Annotated in this window: 14 protein-coding genes; 3 read left to right on the forward strand and 11 right to left on the reverse strand. The window is 57.7% G+C overall.

The features are described 5' to 3' along the window. Positions 1-311: 311 nt before the first annotated feature. The 6 genes from ispH to murJ all read right to left on the reverse strand — a co-directional run bounded on the left by ispH (position 312) and on the right by murJ (position 7,790). Complete coding sequence (gene ispH, locus ABNF92_RS06715) at positions 312-1,262, reverse strand: 4-hydroxy-3-methylbut-2-enyl diphosphate reductase (RefSeq protein ID WP_349343783.1); 951 nt, start codon at positions 1,260-1,262, stop codon at positions 312-314. Positions 1,263-1,280: 18 nt separating this feature from the next. After that, the gene (fkpB, locus tag ABNF92_RS06720; RefSeq protein ID WP_349343784.1) at positions 1,281-1,733 is read right to left on the reverse strand and encodes an FKBP-type peptidyl-prolyl cis-trans isomerase; all 453 of its coding nucleotides are present in this window, start codon (positions 1,731-1,733) and stop codon (positions 1,281-1,283) included. Positions 1,734-1,738: 5 nt separating this feature from the next. Further along, on the reverse strand, positions 1,739-2,263 hold the full coding sequence (gene lspA / locus ABNF92_RS06725; protein WP_349343785.1) for a signal peptidase II: 525 nt from the start codon (positions 2,261-2,263) through the stop codon (positions 1,739-1,741). Beyond that, positions 2,263-5,082: an isoleucine--tRNA ligase gene (gene ileS, locus ABNF92_RS06730; RefSeq protein WP_349343786.1), complete on the reverse strand. Its 2,820-nt coding sequence runs from the start codon at positions 5,080-5,082 to the stop codon at positions 2,263-2,265. Before ileS ends, lspA begins: the two co-directional genes overlap by 1 nt. A gap of 74 nt (positions 5,083-5,156) precedes the next feature. Continuing rightward, on the reverse strand, positions 5,157-6,128 hold the full coding sequence (ribF, locus tag ABNF92_RS06735) for a bifunctional riboflavin kinase/FAD synthetase (protein ID WP_349343787.1): 972 nt from the start codon (positions 6,126-6,128) through the stop codon (positions 5,157-5,159). 81 nt (positions 6,129-6,209) lie between these two features. Further along, complete coding sequence (gene murJ / locus ABNF92_RS06740; RefSeq protein WP_349343788.1) at positions 6,210-7,790, reverse strand: murein biosynthesis integral membrane protein MurJ; 1,581 nt, start codon at positions 7,788-7,790, stop codon at positions 6,210-6,212. Positions 7,791-8,051: 261 nt separating this feature from the next. On the opposite strand from murJ, the gene rpsT reads away from it, so the two are divergent. Continuing rightward, on the forward strand, positions 8,052-8,321 hold the full coding sequence (rpsT, locus tag ABNF92_RS06745; protein WP_008170735.1) for a 30S ribosomal protein S20: 270 nt from the start codon (positions 8,052-8,054) through the stop codon (positions 8,319-8,321). 63 nt (positions 8,322-8,384) lie between these two features. On the opposite strand, the gene proB is transcribed toward rpsT, so the two are convergent. The 4 genes from proB to rplU form a co-directional block, all read right to left on the reverse strand. Next, positions 8,385-9,509: a glutamate 5-kinase gene (proB, locus tag ABNF92_RS06750; RefSeq protein WP_291909394.1), complete on the reverse strand. Its 1,125-nt coding sequence runs from the start codon at positions 9,507-9,509 to the stop codon at positions 8,385-8,387. 36 nt (positions 9,510-9,545) lie between these two features. Beyond that, complete coding sequence (gene cgtA / locus ABNF92_RS06755) at positions 9,546-10,739, reverse strand: Obg family GTPase CgtA (RefSeq protein ID WP_349343789.1); 1,194 nt, start codon at positions 10,737-10,739, stop codon at positions 9,546-9,548. 144 nt (positions 10,740-10,883) lie between these two features. After that, positions 10,884-11,144, reverse strand: a complete 261-nt coding sequence (rpmA, locus tag ABNF92_RS06760) for a 50S ribosomal protein L27 (protein ID WP_008170742.1) — start codon at positions 11,142-11,144, stop codon at positions 10,884-10,886. Positions 11,145-11,180: 36 nt separating this feature from the next. After that, entirely contained in the window at positions 11,181-11,492 is a 312-nt protein-coding gene (gene rplU / locus ABNF92_RS06765; RefSeq protein WP_008170744.1) for a 50S ribosomal protein L21, read from the reverse strand. A gap of 243 nt (positions 11,493-11,735) precedes the next feature. Here rplU and ispB point away from each other — a divergent pair, with 243 nt between their 5' ends. Beyond that, entirely contained in the window at positions 11,736-12,704 is a 969-nt protein-coding gene (ispB, locus tag ABNF92_RS06770) for an octaprenyl diphosphate synthase (protein ID WP_349343790.1), read from the forward strand. On the opposite strand, the gene ABNF92_RS06775 is transcribed toward ispB, so the two are convergent. Continuing rightward, the gene (locus ABNF92_RS06775) at positions 12,697-13,683 is read right to left on the reverse strand and encodes a glutathione S-transferase family protein (protein ID WP_153634753.1); all 987 of its coding nucleotides are present in this window, start codon (positions 13,681-13,683) and stop codon (positions 12,697-12,699) included. The two genes, ispB and ABNF92_RS06775, sit on opposite strands and share 8 nt — an antisense overlap. Positions 13,684-13,798: 115 nt before the next feature. On the opposite strand from ABNF92_RS06775, the gene ABNF92_RS06780 reads away from it, so the two are divergent. After that, positions 13,799-14,710 carry a LysR family transcriptional regulator gene (locus tag ABNF92_RS06780; protein ID WP_349343791.1) on the forward strand — a complete coding sequence of 304 codons (912 nt, stop codon included), beginning with the start codon at positions 13,799-13,801 and terminating at the stop codon, positions 14,708-14,710. Positions 14,711-14,751: the final 41 nt, after the last annotated feature.

Here is a 14,751-nt window from a genome sequence, read left to right on the forward strand (position 1 = left end):
AATCCAGGCACCGCAACGGTTGCGATAATTGAAATCAGCACAACAACGATCATTAATTCGATCAGCGTGAATCCTGAATTCGCTGGCTTCATGCCTTCAGTCCCCTTTATGGTATTTCATGAAATAGACTAAGGCTTCGCCAAACTGAATCACATCGAATTGCGACGAGCGGCTTTTTGACTCGAATGAACGGTCACCAGGAGTGAAAGGTGTGAGAGGGCTCACAGTTTGGAGCGCACCCTTCAGAAAGGGAGCCGCTGGCAGAAAGGGAGGTAATAGCGAATCGCAGGGAGGGTGAACAACGTCTTCCGTTAGACGTTGACCACATCAATCCGCAACTCCCGCGGCATAGAAAACACAATATTCTCCTCACGCCCGGCAATCTCTTCCGGAACGCTGCCGCCAAGCTCCCGCAGGCGAGTAATCACATCGTTTACCAGAACCTCGGGCGCAGAGGCGCCAGCGGTAACACCAACAGAGGTCTTGCCTTCCAGCCAGGCGGCGTCAATCTGGGAAGCCTCATCAATCAGATAGGCAGGCGTGCCCATCCGCTCCGCCAGCTCCCGCAAACGATTGGAGTTAGAGCTGTTCGGCGAGCCCACCACCAGCATCAGATCGCAGTCGCCAGCCAATTGCTTTACCGCGTCCTGACGGTTCTGGGTGGCGTAGCAGATATCGTCCTTGCGCGGGCCCTGGATGTCCGGGAACTTTGCACGAAGAGCGTCGATGACCCTGGCGGTATCGTCCATGGACAGGGTGGTCTGGGTCACGTAGGAGAGCTTGCCGGGGTCTTTGACTTCGAGGTTGGCAACATCCTCCTCGTTTTCCACGAGGTAAATCTCACCACCATTGCTGTGGTCGTACTGTCCCATGGTGCCTTCCACTTCCGGGTGGCCATGGTGGCCGATCAGGACGCACTCCCGACCGTCGCGGCTGTAGCGCATGACTTCCAGGTGGACCTTGGTGACCAGCGGGCAAGTCGCGTCAAAGACCTTCAGGCCACGGCGCGCTGCTTCATTCTGCACTGCCTGGGAGACGCCGTGGGCGCTGAAGATAACAAGCGTGTCGTCTGGCACCTCGTTCAGCTCGTCCACGAAGATGGCACCACGGTTGCGCAGATTATCCACCACGAATTTATTGTGGACCACTTCGTGCCTTACATAGATAGGCGCTCCGAACACGTCCAGCGCCCGGTTTACAATTTCAATGGCGCGGTCCACGCCGGCACAAAAACCTCGGGGATTGGCGAGTCGGATCTGCATATCAACCTGCTGCTCTGGTTAGTGGGCCGGGCCAGCCGGCTCCACGTCAATGATTTCTACTTCAAATGTCAGTTTACGCCCTGCCAAGGGGTGATTAAAATCCACCTCTACTTCATCCCCTTCCACTCGGCTGACAACACCGGGCAACTCACTCTGGCGCGCGTCGGCGAAAGAGATCATCACGCCGGGCTCCAGCACCATATCGGGACTGAACTCATGGCGTTTGAAGGTCTGCACATTATTCGGGTTGTGCTGGCCAAAAGCTTTCTCGGGTGGCACCTGGAAACTGTCCCTGTCGCCGGCCTTCATGCCCATCAGGTAAGCCTCGAAGTTTTCCGGCAGGTTATCATCGCCGATTTCCAGGGAAGCCGGTTCTTTCTCAAACGTCGAATCAATCACTTCGCCATCAGGAAACTTCAGGGCGAAGTGCAGTTTGACCCGGGTTCCCTTGTCGACAGGCAGTTCATTCATAAGAGTTACTCACTCCTTTGCGCATCCCCGTCCGAATCGGCGGGTTTGCGAAACATATCAAGGATCACCATGGCGGCACCGATGGTGATCGCGGTGTCGGCCAGGTTAAAGGCGGGAAAGTGCCAGTCCTGCCAGTAGAAGTGCAGGAAATCAACCACGTAGCCGTGCACCACCCGATCATAGACGTTGCCCAGAGCACCGCCGAGTATGAGTACGATGGCAACGGCCGTCCAGGTTTCATGGCGCTGGAGGTTTTTCAACCAGTAGATCAGTACCACGCTGACCACCAGGGCCAGGGTTACAAAGAACCAGCGCTGCCAGCCGGCTGCTTCCGCCAGGAAGCTGAACGCTGCTCCGGTGTTATGCAGCAGCGTCAGGTTGAACATCGGTATGACCGGCACAGGATCACCATAGGTCAGCATGGCGGTGGCCATGGCCTTGGTACCGAGATCCAGAACGATCACCAGCACCGCCAGCCACAGCCACTTCAGTTTGCTCCCGGTGACCTGCTCTGTCATGGTCGCGTCCATCAGGCGTAGGCGCGGGCTTCGCCGGGCCCTTCCACGTTGGTCACACAGCGACCACACAGATCGTCGTACTTGGCATTGCGGCCGACGTCTTCACGGTGGTGCCAGCAGCGCTCGCACTTGGCGTGAGCGGCGGGTGTCACCTTCACGCGGAGACCTTCATGGGATGTCATTTCCGCATCGCCCGCTTCTGAAACCGGTTTGACACTGGCCTCGGAAGTAATCAGAACAAACCGCAGCTCCTCGCCCAGGTGCTTCAGGTCGGCAGCCAGATCGCCTTCGCAGAACAGGGTCACCTCGGCACTGAGCGAGCCTTTGATTTCACCCCGCGCCCTGGCTTCCTCCAGACACTTGTTGACGGCCTCTTTCACACTGTACATCTCGCGCCAGTAGTCGCGACCAAGCTCGGCGTTGTCCGGCAGTGCTGTGAGGCCTTCGTACCAGGTTTCATAGAACACGGTATCGCCGCGCTTACCCGGCAGATGCTGCCAGATTTCATCAGCGGTGAAGCTGAGGATCGGGGCAATCCAGCGAACGAGCGCTTCGGCCACATGGTACAGAGCTGTCTGACAGGAACGACGCGCCAGACTGTCGGCCTGGGTGGTGTACTGCCGGTCCTTGATGATATCCAGGTAGAAGCCGCCCAGGGTGGCTTCACAGAAGTTGTAAACCTTCTGATAGATCCGCAGGAAGGCGTAGTTGCCATAGTCCTCATGCAACTCTTCCTGCAATTGAAGTGCACGGTCCACCATCCAGCGATCCAGCGCGATCATGTCTTCCGGCGCAACCATGTGCTGCTCCGGATCGAATCCGGTCAGGTTACTGAGCAGGAAGCGGGAGGTGTTCCGGATCCGGCGGTAACCGTCGGCGGTCTGGCGCAGGATATCCTTGGACACGGTCATTTCGCCGCTGTAGTCGGTTGCCGCTACCCAGAGGCGCAGGATGTCGGCACCCAGCTCGTTCATGACCTCCTGGGGCGCGATGACGTTGCCCAGGGATTTGGACATCTTGTGGCCCTTACCATCGACAGTAAAGCCGTGGGTCAGAACCTGCTTGTAAGGTGCCACGCCATTCATAGCAATGGAGGTTTTCAGGGACGATTGGAACCAGCCCCGGTGCTGATCCGAGCCTTCCAGATACATATCCGCCGGGAACTGGCCCAGCTCCTCGCGAACCCGCAGGACCGACTCGTGTGTCACGCCAGAGTCAAACCAGACGTCCAGAGTATCGGTTACCTTCTCGTACTGCTCGGCATCACTGCCTAACAGGGAAGCAGCATCTAGCTCGTACCAGGCGTCGATTCCGCCCTCCTCGATCTGCTGGGCCACTTTCTCGATCAGACTCTGGGTGTCCGGGTGCAGCTCCTGAGTTTCCTTATGGATAAACAAGGTGATGGGCACGCCCCAGGTTCGCTGACGGGAGATGCACCAGTCCGGCGACTGGTTGAACATGGCTTCGATACGGTTCTTACCCCAGGCAGGCACCCAGCGCACACCCTGGATGGCTTCCAAAGCGTCAGCGCGCAGGTTTTCCTTGTCCATGCTGATAAACCACTGGGGGGTTGCCCGGTAGATCAGCGGGGTCTTGGTACGCCAGCAGTGGGGGTAGCTGTGGCGGAACTTTTCGGAGCGAACCAGCTTGCCCTCGCGTTCGAGCGCACTGCAAACCGGCTCATCCGCCTTGTAAACGTGCACACCGGCCAGCTCACCGGCGGCCGAGGTGTAGGTACCATCCGCCTGAACCAGGTTGATGGTGCCGATGTTGTAGGCCTTGCCCACTTCAAAGTCTTCCATACCGTGATCGGGCGCGGTATGAACAGCACCGGTACCAGCGTCAGTGGACACATGATCGCCCAGAATCACCGGTACCTGCTTGTCGTAGATCGGGTGTTGAAGAACCAGGTTTTCCAGGGCCGCGCCAGAGCAGGTCGCCAGCACTTCGTAGCTCTCAACTTGCCAGCGCGCCATGATACCTTCCACCATGTCGGCGGCGAGAATCAGGCGCTCGGGCCCTTGGCCGACATCGGTCTGCACCAATGCGTAGTCAAGGTCGGCATTGAGCGAAACCGCCTGGTTGGCCGGAATGGTCCAGGGCGTGGTGGTCCAGATAACCACGGACACATCACCGCTGCCATTATCGGCGCCGAACAGCGACAGGGCTTTTGCCTGATCAACTGCGGTAAAACGCACATCGATCTGGGTAGAGGTCTTGTCCTGGTATTCCACCTCTGCTTCTGCCAGTGCGGACTGACCCACCACACTCCAGTAAACCGGCTTGTAACCACGCACGAGGTGGCCCTTGGCGACCATCTTGCCGAGGGCACGAACAATACCCGCCTCAACTTTAGGATCCATGGTCAGGTAGGGCTTGTCCCACTCCCCCATCACGCCGAGGCGGATGAAATCGGTTTTCTGACCGGCAATCTGCTTGGTGGCGTAGTCGCGACAGGCCTGACGGAAGGTTTTGTAGTCCACCTTCACGCCGGCTTTGCCAATCTCCTGCTCCACCTTGTGTTCAATGGGCAGACCATGACAGTCCCAGCCCGGCACGTAGGGCGCGTCGTAGCCCATGAAGCTGCGGGACTTGACGATCATGTCCTTGAGAATCTTGTTGACCGCGTGACCAATGTGAATGCTGCCGTTGGCGTAGGGAGGGCCATCATGAAGGATGAACTTCTCCCGCCCCTCACGCTGCTTGCGCAGGTTGCCGTAGACGTCGAGATCCTGCCAGCGCTTGAGCATTTCCGGCTCGCGCTTGGCCAGGTTCCCGCGCATGGGGAAGGCGGTTTCCGGCAGATTCAGAGTGTGCTTGTAGTCGCTCATGGTTTGTGTGCGTACTCTTTTGGTCTTGGTCAGTTTTGGTCGGTCATTAATTCGTTGGGGCGCAGCCGGGCGTTTCAATCCGCGCTTTTCACAGAACCGTTTTCGTCAATCCACGCTCGGGCATGATCAAAATCCCGGGCAATCTGTTCTTTCAGCTCATCCACCGAATCGAACTTTTCCTCGTCCCGCAGCCCGTGGCGGAATACCACTTCCAGATGCTGGCCATAAAGTGTGCCAGCAAAGTCAAACAGGTGCACTTCCAGCGCGGGACGCTTTCCGTCAACGGTGGGGCGTACACCGATATTGGCAACGCCATCAAACCGGGCGCCGTCATCAAGTGTGGCCGCAACCACATAGACTCCGCGCAGGGCCGGTGTTCTGTGCAACAGAATGTTCGCGGTTGGCGCGCCAATCTGGCGCCCCAGTTGACGGCCGTAAACGACCCTGCCCCGAATCCGGTAGGGGTGACCAAGAAGTGTTTCAGCCTTCTGCAGCCCGTTCACTGTGAGCGAATCCCGGACCCGGGTACTGCTCACACGCTCGCCGTCTACGGTCACCGTAAGAGTATTCTCAACGGTAAACCCGGTGTGCCTGCCGACCTTTTCAAGGAGCTCGAAGTCTCCGGCCCGATCGCAGCCAAACCGGAAATCATCGCCTACCACCAGGTGGCGGACAGCCAGCCCCCCAATCAGAACATCGTCTATAAAGCCCATGGCGGAATAGCTGCGAAACGCCTGATTGAAGCGCAGGCACAGCACGATATCGATGCCTTCCGCCAACAGGGCCTCGAACTTCTGCCGAAACCCCATGAGCCTTGGTGGCGCTTCCTTGCCCTGAAAAAACTCCCGGGGCTGAGGCTCGAAAATCATCACTACCGAGGGCACACCCAGTTCTTCAGCCTTGCTTTTAACCTGGTCAATAATGGTCTTATGCCCGAGATGCACACCATCGAAGTTGCCAATGGTGGCCACACACCCGTTAGCGAGCGGAGAGTCGTCCCGACGGGAAAGCATTTTCAGGTTGGTCAGGCCCCGGATCAGACGCATGCAATGCGAACCTTCAATTGCCAGCTAGCTTTCAGCGCTCACTTTTACCGCAACGCTGGTGAGAAAACGCGCGATTATACCTTACCTGTGGCGGAAATGTCTTACCCGAACCCCGGCCAGCGCCAGAGCAACAAAGTATACGCCCACGCCCGCCCCCACCAGCAACGCCATATCCGCTGCCCGCTCATAGCCGCCGTTTGCCAGCCAGACCGACACCGGGGCGTTGAGCCAGACAATGATGACCGCCAGGGCACCGTTGGCAAACAGCAGCTGCAACAGGAAACGGGGCCAGCCGGGCTGACTCTGCCAGGCCCCTTCCTTGCGCAGACCACGCCACAGAAGATAGCCGTTTAGCCAGGCTGAAAGCGACGTGGCTAGCGCGAGGCCGGCATGAGCCAGCGGGAAGATCAGAATCAGGTTGAACACCATATTCGCCACCATGGCGATGATGCCGATCTTGACCGGTGTTTTGGTGTCTTCTCTTGCAAAGAATCCCGGTGCCAGAACCTTGATCAGCATGAACGCCAGCAGCCCTGCGGAATAGGCCCGCAAGCTCTGGGCCGACATGGCAACATCCCGGTCTGTTACCGCCCCATAGTGAAACAGGGTCGCAATCAGCGGCTCGGCCAGCAGCGCCAGCGCAAGGGCGGCCGGCAAACCGATCAGCAGAACCGCCCTGACTGCCCAGTCCAGGGTGGCCGCGAACTGGTCCGCGGACGCCGCTGCGTGTTTACGGGAGAGGCTCGGCAGGATCACCGTGGCAATGGCTATGCCGAACACACCGAGGGGCAGCTCTGAAAGACGATCAGAATAGTACAGCCAGGATACGCTGCCGGTCTGGAGAAAGGACGCCAGAACCGTATCAAGGAGCAAGTTGATCTGGCTCACCGACACCCCGAACAGCGCGGGTGCCATCAGCTTGAGAATCCGGCTGACGCCTTCGTGGCGATAATCCACGCGAGGCCGTGGCAGCAGGCCCAACCGCATCAGAAATGGCAACTGGAAAAACAACTGCAGGGCCCCGGCGATGAACACGCCCCAGGCCAGGGCCATCACCGGCTCCTCCATCAACGGCGTCAGCCAGATGGCCGCTGCAATCATCGCCAGATTCAGAAGGACCGGGGTAAACGCGGGCACAGCAAAACGATCGTAGCTATTGAGAATGCCACCGGCGAAGGCGGTCAGGGATATCAGCAGCAAGTAAGGGAAAGTGATGCGCAACATGTCGCTCGTAAGCGCGAACTTTACGTCATCATCCAGAAAGCCGGGGGCAAAAACCGCCGTCAGCACTGGCGCTCCGAGGATGGCCACCAAGGTCACGCCCAACAGCACCAACCCGAGGGAGCCCGCCACCGCATTGACCAACCGCTGAACGTCCGATAGTGACTGATTCTCCCGGTAGGATGACAACACAGGCACAAAGGCCTGGGAGAAGGCGCCCTCGGCAAACAGCCGGCGCAGGAAATTCGGGATTTTGAAGGCAACGAAAAAAGCATCCGCCCCGGCGCCTGCGCCGAAATATCGGGCGATGACCATATCGCGAACCAGGCCCAACACCCGGGACAGCATGGTCATAATACCTACAACCCCCGACGACCTTAGCAGGCCCGGCGCCCTGGGCAATTGTTTCTGTTCGGGTTTTGATTCAGGTTCCGACGACATGCAGGCCCTTGTCTGGCATTCTGGACATCCTTTTGGCGCGGGCATTTCGGGAATTACCTGCTTCCCGGTCAAGCCCGCGTTCAGTGAGCCGCGAGTTTACCACAGGCCTTCTGTGTCGGGGCATGAAATGGGTTTTAGCCTTGACATTTGAAGGTTTGAGCGGCATAGTTCCGCGTCATTTATTTCGACGCGCTGGTTTTGGCGCGCCCGCGATGTAACGAATCATTCAGCAACGAATTTGAGATTTTCAGGAGTTTTACGGTGGCAAATTCCCCGCAAGCCAAGAAGCGCGCACGTCAGAACGAGAAGAACCGCAAGCACAATGCAAGCCTGCGTTCCATGGCTCGTACTTATGTGAAAAAGATCCAATCCAAGATCGAAGCCGGCAACTACGAAGAAGCCCAGGCCGCTTTCCAGCAGGCTCAGCCGATTCTGGACAGCATGGTCAACAAAGGCATCTTCGCGAAGAACAAGGTCGCTCGTAGCAAGAGCCGTCTGAGCGCCAAGATCAAGGCCCTGAAGAGCGCCTAATCAGCTCAATTCAGGCATAAAAAAACCGGCCAGTAGGCCGGTTTTTTTATGGCCGAACAATTATCAAACAATCACCAGATTGTCCCGGTGGATCATCTCCTCGCCTGACATATAGCCAAGGATTTCGGTAATCCGATCACTGGACCGGCCGGCAATGGCCCTGGCCTCATCGGCATCGTAATTCACCAGACCCCGGGCAACTTCACGGCCACTCTGATCGAAGCAAGACACCATCTCCCCACGCCGGAACTGCCCTGCCACGCCCTTGACCCCAACCGGCAGAAGACTGCGGCCTCCCAGACAGAGCACTTTCACAGCACCATCATCCAGGGTCAGCCTGCCACGGGTCTGCAAATGACTGGCGAGCCATTGCTTTCGGGCAGCAATCCGGCCCTGCTCCGGCAACAACAAGGTGCCGATTACATCGCCTTGCCTCAACCGGCCAATCACACCCTCGATTCGGCCACCGACGATCACAGTAAAAGCCCCGGACCTTGCCGCAAGCCGTGCCGCCCGCAACTTGGTCTGCATGCCACCACGACCAAGAACTCCAGCGCCACCACCGGCCATGGCGTCCAGTTCGCGGTCTTCAGCCCGCCGCTCCGTCACGAGGCGAGCGCCCGAATGCTTCCTCGGATCCTTGTCAAACAGACCCAGTTGGTCGGTCAGGATAATCAGACCGTCCGCCTCAATCAGATTGGCAACCAGCGCCCCAAGGGTGTCGTTGTCGCCAAACCGAATCTCATCGGTAACAACGGTGTCGTTTTCATTAACGATTGGCACCACACCAAAGTTCAGCAAGGCCCGCAGTGTGCCTCGGCCGTTCAGATATCGCTTACGGTCCGACAGATCATCATGGGTCAGCAAAATCTGCGCAGTATGGATGTCGTGCCGCTTGAACTGGGCTTCCCACGTCTGCACCAGCCCCATCTGACCAACAGCTGCAGCGGCTTGAAGCTCATGAAGCTGCTCAGGCCGAACCGTCCAGCCCAGACGACTCATCCCTTCCGCGACGGAACCAGAGGAAACAACCACCACCTCGACGCCGTCTTCAATCAGCTCGGCGATCTGATCCACCCACAAACCCAGGGCCGCCACATCCAGGCCACGGCCATCGTTGGTCAGCAAAGCGCTTCCGATCTTGATAACCAGGCGACGGGCCTGGCGCAGCTGTAGACGTTCAGTCATGATGCTTGAGCGATCTCTCTGGTATCAGTCCTTCGTTTACTCCGGGGCGTAGACCACTTCGACATCGTAATCATCATCGTCAAAGTCGTCGTCATCGCCCTCTTCGCGGGCCGCGCGGCGTGCCTGACGCTCGGCTTCAATACGGGCGCGAGCTTCGTCGTCCATCTGCCGGCGACGTTGGGCCTCCCGCTCCGCGAATTCCGGATTCTGGGCCTCTTCCTCAGCCTGCTCTTCGATCCAGCGCATAACGGCCTGAGCCAGGGACTTGGTGCCCTCGCCACTGAGCGCAGAGATCCAGAAAACCGGCCCTTCCCATCCGAGCTCATCGACAATGGCCTGACAATGGGCATCGCGATCTTCTTCGGCCACCATGTCGACCTTGTTCAGCACAAGCCATCTCGGACGGTTGGCCAGAGTTTCGCTGAACTTCTCAAGCTCATGTTCGATTGCTCTAACTGCATCGGCGGGCGACGAGCCATCGTACGGTGCCACATCCACAAGGTGCAGCAGTAGCCGGGTGCGCACGAGATGCTTCAGGAAGCGGATACCCAGGCCAGCGCCTTCAGCGGCACCTTCAATCAGACCCGGAATATCGGCAATCACGAAACTCTGGTGCGCCTGCACGCTAACCACACCAAGATTGGGTACCAGCGTGGTAAACGGATAGTCGGCAACCTTCGGGCGGGCTGCCGACACCGAACGGATAAAGGTGGACTTGCCGGCATTGGGCATGCCCAGCAAACCCACGTCTGCCAGCACTTTCAGCTCCAGCCTCAGGTTACGCAGCTCGCCCTCAGAGCCTTTGGTAGTCTGGCGGGGGGCGCGATTCACTGAGGATTTGAAGCGGGTGTTGCCAAGACCATGAAACCCTCCCTGGGCCACCTTAAGGCGCTGGCCGGCGTGAGTCAGATCCCCCAGGACCTCATGGGTATCCATATCAACAACCGTGGTACCAACGGGAACCGGCAAAACCAGATCCTGACCCTTGTTGCCAGTGCAGTTACGACCGGCGCCCGGCTCACCATTCTGGGCCTTGTGCTTACGCTGGAACCGATAGTCGATCAGCGTGTTCAGCGACTCCTCGGCTTCCAGATATACGGAACCACCATCGCCCCCGTCGCCACCGTCGGGGCCACCCTTGGGAACGTATTTTTCACGTCGAAAGCTCAGACAGCCGTGACCGCCCTTGCCGGCTTCCACAATGATGGTGGCTTCGTCTACGAATTTCATGAATCAACCCTTTGCGCCATGCGCATAAACTAAAAAGCCCCGCAGCCTCTAGGAAGCTTTGCGGGGCTCCGGATGGCTATGATTCCCTGATGATATCAGGATATCAGCGCCACCCAAGGTTCGACAGAACCGGATCGCCGCTGCTTACGCAGCCGGAACGATGCTCACGAACTTGCGGCTCTGCGGGCCTTTGGTTTCGAACTTCACCTGGCCGTCTGCTTTCGCAAACAGGGTGTGGTCCTTACCAATGCCAACATTGCTACCAGCGTGGAAACGGGTGCCACGCTGACGGATGATGATGCTGCCTGCAGATACAGTCTCGCCGCCAAAGCGCTTCACACCAAGTCGTTTCGACTCGGAATCGCGACCGTTACGGGTACTACCTGCTGCCTTTTTATGAGCCATTACCAGCCTCCTTATTTAAGGGGTAATTCGAGAGCCTCAGCCCTTGATACCTGTGATCTTGACTTCAGTAAACCACTGACGGTGGCCCTGACGCTTCATGTGATGCTTGCGACGACGGAACTTGATGATCTGGACCTTGTCGTGACGGCCGTGGCTAACCACTTCTGCAGTCACTTTGGCACCATCAACTACCGGCGCGCCTACCTGAACCTTGTCACCGTCGGCGATCAGCAGAACGCGATCAAACTCAACGTTGCCACCGGTTTCAACTTCCAGCTTTTCCAGCTTCAGGGTTTCGCCTTCTTTTACACGGTGCTGCTTACCACCGCTAACAATAACTGCGTACATTCACTCGCTCTCCACGATTGACCCATCCCTGCTCTTATCCACCTGGTTCTAAGGGAGGCGCTCTGGCGACCCTATAGCAGGGAGCGCAGGTTGGGATGAGTTGGGCGCGTGATTGTACGAAAAGACGCACCGCAACACAAGCCAAGTTGACACTACCTTCGGCAATACCTAGCATTGCCGCGACCTGCCTTTAATATCAATGATCGCAACGGCGATAACACCAGCAAGGGATCCAAAAGCCGCATGACAGCCCAGCGCATTTACGACACCGTGGCCGACGACTTCAGCCGCGTTAATGACCTGATCATCCAGCGGCTTTCCTCCGATGTTCCTCTGGTAGAGAAAATAGCCCAGTACATCATCGAAAGCGGCGGTAAGCGCCTGAGACCATTACTGGTTCTGCTTTCCAGCCAGGCCGCCGGCTACAATAAAGACGATCATCTGAAACTTGCCGCCGTGATTGAATTCCTGCACACCGCCACCCTGCTGCACGACGATGTGGTGGACACCTCGGACATGCGCCGGGGCCGGAGCACCGCCAACGCCCGCTGGGGCAACGCGCCAAGTGTACTGGTAGGTGATTTCCTCTATGCCCGGGCGTTCGAGATGATGGTGGAGCTAAAAAGCCTGCGAATTATGGACGTATTGTCCCACGCCACGGCGGTAATCGCCGAAGGCGAGGTCATGCAGCTAATGAACGTGAAAAACCCGGATCTGACCGAAGAGCAGTACATGAAGGTCATCCACAACAAGACCGCCATGCTGTTCGAAGCCGCCTCTCACACCGGCGCGTTGCTTGCCGAGGCCAGTGACGAGCAGGAACTAAGCCTGAAAAACTACGGCAAGTACCTGGGCCTGGCGTTCCAGCTAGTCGACGATGTCCTGGATTACCGGGGCGACGCCGAAGCCATGGGCAAAAACGTTGGCGACGATCTGGCGGAAGGCAAAACGACCTTGCCGCTGATCCACGCCATGACCCATGGAACAGAGGATGAGCGGCAGTTGATCCGCCAGGCGATTCGCAAGGGCGGCCTGGACAATCTGCCACGCATCCTCGAGATCGTTGAGCGCTCAGGCGCCATCGAATACACCCTGAGCAAGGCCCGGGAGCAGGCAGACCTGGCGAAGGCCTGCCTTCAATCCCTACCCGACTCCGGCCATAAAATGGCCATGGAACTGCTGACCGAAGTCGCCCTTGCCAGGGTTAGCTGAGCGACTCACGACCGTGAGGTGAATCGAAGTCCAGTTTCGGCCCGACCGGCACGATCTGAGTCGGGTTGATGGTTCTCTGGCTCACATAGTAATGGCGTTTGATCTGATCGATATCGACAGTCTCCGCCACACCCGGCACCTGGTAGAGATCCCGAACGTAGGCAGAAAGCGCCGGGAAATCACTGATACGCTGTCGGTTACACTTGAAGTGGCTGTAATACACCGCATCGAACCGGATCAACGTAGTGAACAGACGCCAGTCTGCCTCCGTTAAACGGCCACCCACGAGATACCGTTTTCCAGACAATCGCTCTTCAAGCCAGTCGAGGGAATCGAACAACGCGTTGTAGGCTTCCTCGTATTTATCCTGCGCTGTAGCAAAGCCCGCCTTGTAAACGCCATTGTTAACCGTGTCATACACCCGGGTATTTACCTCATCAATCTCCCCTTGTAACTCCCTGGGGTAGAAATCCAAGTCAGCGCGAACATCTTCGAGACCATCAAACGCCGAATTAAACATGCGGATAATCTCGGCGGATTCATTGCTCGCAATTGTCTGCTTCTTTTTGTCCCACAGCGTTGGCACCGTCACCCGCCCGGTATACTCTGGGGCCGCCTTGGTATAAACCTGGTGCATGAAGCGGAAGTCATGCAGATGATCCCGATGCTGCTCGCTGTCCGGCCGAAACTCCCAGCCGTTTTCCACCATGTCCGGGTGCACCACGGAAACTGAAATGTGCTTTTCCAGCCCCTTGAGCTTTCGGAAGATCAATGTGCGATGTGCCCAGGGACAGGCCATCGATACATACAGGTGATAACGACCGGACTCGGCCTTGAAGCCACCCTCGCCTTCCGGCCCCGGCGAGCCGTCGGCGGTCACCCAGTTACGGAAGCGGGCCGCCTCCCGTTCAAATTTGCCACCGGTCTTGTCGGTGTCATACCACTTGTCGTGCCATTTGCCATCAATCAGCAGGCCCATATAGCCCTCCCGTTAAAATTCCTGAACATGATGAAATCAATACGGGCAGAATACCGGGGACCCTGCTACGCTCTCAAACAAGCATTTCTGGCCAACAACCTCAGATAATTCGAACATGCATACAGCCATCACCATAGACGCCCTCAAAGTCCTTGACGCCATTGACCGCAAAGGCAGTTTCGCCGGGGCCGCTAACGAACTGTTCCGGGTTCCCTCCGCCATCAGCTACACCGTGCAGAAACTGGAAGAAGACCTGAACGTGGCCATCTACGACCGCACCGGACATCGCGCTCGACTGACGTCGGCCGGCCGATACCTTCTGGAGGAGGGCCGCACCCTGCTGGAAGCGGCAGAAAACCTGGCTCACACCACCCGCCAGGTCGCCCAAGGCTGGGAAACGCGTCTACGAATCGGGTTCAACTCGCTGCTGCCAGCAGAATGCCTGTTTCCGACAATCCAGGAATTCTATGAGCTGGGCGTGCCGGTGGATGTGCAAATCGTGGAGGAGGTTTTCGCCGGCACCTGGGATGCGCTACAAAGCCGAAGAGTGGACCTGATCATTGGTGCCGATAATTTCAGCAAGCCTGCCGGAAACTACACTACAAAGCCGCTGGGAGACATGCCCTTTGTCTTTGCGGTTGCCACGGATCATCCCCTGGCTGATGCCGACACGCCGCTTTCCGAGGAAGACATCTCCCGTTTTCCCGCAGCCGTGGCGGCAGACACTTCACGTTCATTACCACCGGGACATGCCGGCATATTTCACAGGCAACGGACCGTGACCGTCGCCAACATTGATCAGAAGATCGCCATTCAGGTGGCCGGTCTTGGCGTGGGTTGGTTACCGAGGGCAAGAATCAGTAAAGAGCTGGAAGAAGGGAAACTGATCATCAAAGAGGTCCAGGAATCACGCCAACCGATAACGCTCCATATAGCCAGGCATGCCGAGGATCAGGGCAAGGCTTTGATGTGGTTCTGGGAGCGGCTCAGCGCGAATGGCGCCATCGGAAACTGGCTAACAGGCTGAAAATAAAGAAAATGATATGACTTAAACTTGGAATAAAGTCA

Origin of the sequence: Marinobacter sp. MMG032 (assembly GCF_040112695.1) — a bacterium.
Taxonomy (GTDB): Bacteria; Pseudomonadota; Gammaproteobacteria; order Pseudomonadales; family Oleiphilaceae; genus Marinobacter; species Marinobacter salsuginis.

Coding starts and splice junctions, on each gene's coding strand:
- rpmA (WP_008170742.1), bottom strand. CDS start 11,144: ATGGCTCATAAAAAGGCAGCAGGTAGTACCCGTAACGGTCGCGATTCC.
- ribF (WP_349343787.1), bottom strand. CDS start 6,128: ATGCGTCTGATCCGGGGCCTGACCAACCTGAAAATGCTTTCCCGTCGG.
- lspA (WP_349343785.1), bottom strand. CDS start 2,263: ATGGACGCGACCATGACAGAGCAGGTCACCGGGAGCAAACTGAAGTGG.
- proB (WP_291909394.1), bottom strand. CDS start 9,509: ATGACTGAACGTCTACAGCTGCGCCAGGCCCGTCGCCTGGTTATCAAG.
- fkpB (WP_349343784.1), bottom strand. CDS start 1,733: ATGAATGAACTGCCTGTCGACAAGGGAACCCGGGTCAAACTGCACTTC.
- murJ (WP_349343788.1), bottom strand. CDS start 7,790: ATGTCGTCGGAACCTGAATCAAAACCCGAACAGAAACAATTGCCCAGG.
- ileS (WP_349343786.1), bottom strand. CDS start 5,082: ATGAGCGACTACAAGCACACTCTGAATCTGCCGGAAACCGCCTTCCCC.
- ABNF92_RS06775 (WP_153634753.1), bottom strand. CDS start 13,683: ATGGGCCTGCTGATTGATGGCAAATGGCACGACAAGTGGTATGACACC.
- ABNF92_RS06780 (WP_349343791.1), top strand. CDS start 13,799: ATGCATACAGCCATCACCATAGACGCCCTCAAAGTCCTTGACGCCATT.
- cgtA (WP_349343789.1), bottom strand. CDS start 10,739: ATGAAATTCGTAGACGAAGCCACCATCATTGTGGAAGCCGGCAAGGGC.
- rplU (WP_008170744.1), bottom strand. CDS start 11,492: ATGTACGCAGTTATTGTTAGCGGTGGTAAGCAGCACCGTGTAAAAGAA.
- ispH (WP_349343783.1), bottom strand. CDS start 1,262: ATGCAGATCCGACTCGCCAATCCCCGAGGTTTTTGTGCCGGCGTGGAC.
- ispB (WP_349343790.1), top strand. CDS start 11,736: ATGACAGCCCAGCGCATTTACGACACCGTGGCCGACGACTTCAGCCGC.